Genomic DNA, 575 nt, shown 5'->3' with positions numbered 1-575 from the left:
AGCAATCGAGGTGCGTCATAACTCCGGTCCGTTCCGGTCGATTGTCGTACCAGCTGGCCAATCGGAGATTGGCCGTCCAACAGGCAGAATAATGACAAGTGGGTCCTCGACGCGCGTGGGCGGCAGGTCTGTACGCGCGTGTGGCAGCGTGGATCGTACGCTAATCTCCGACACAACAGTCACCGGACCGTTTCGGCCGAACCTCTCAATGTGTTTTTGCAATGCGGGCCGCACCGTGCCGAAAGCAAATGGAACAGCCAGTTCGCGCAACACCGGCAGCATGGCTTGGATCGAATGCCCGATCCCCAAACCCTCAAGATCCGGACGCACACCATATAGTCCGAGCTCAGCCACCAACTGATCGGTTGTGCCAACCTTTATGAACCGGCGCAGCAATCCCATGTGAGCGGCGACGCCACTAGCGTCATAGGCGATGGCACGAAGCTCAGGTCTTGCTCCGGCCCAGCTTTGACTGCCCTCGAACGGCTTTGCATTAAAGGCCCCGGTTGGCCCATAGGTCTTTCGAAAGAACTCGGCGAGTTCGACATGTTCGGCGAGTTCCAACTCGCTTTCCC

1 protein-coding gene is annotated in these 575 nt (G+C 58.3%); it reads right to left on the bottom strand.

The genetic code is table 11. The features are described from left to right. Positions 1–15: 15 nt before the first annotated feature. Positions 16–575 (bottom strand): NodA family N-acyltransferase (locus PY650_RS36710; protein WP_285885013.1); only part of this gene is annotated, 560 nt, incomplete at its 5' end.

The organism is Martinezella calliandrae, from assembly GCF_030272695.1.
GTDB lineage: Bacteria > Pseudomonadota > Alphaproteobacteria > Rhizobiales > Rhizobiaceae > Rhizobium > Rhizobium calliandrae.
Note: the sequence above shows the minus strand (reverse complement) of the source record. Positions and strands in the feature narration are given on the sequence as shown.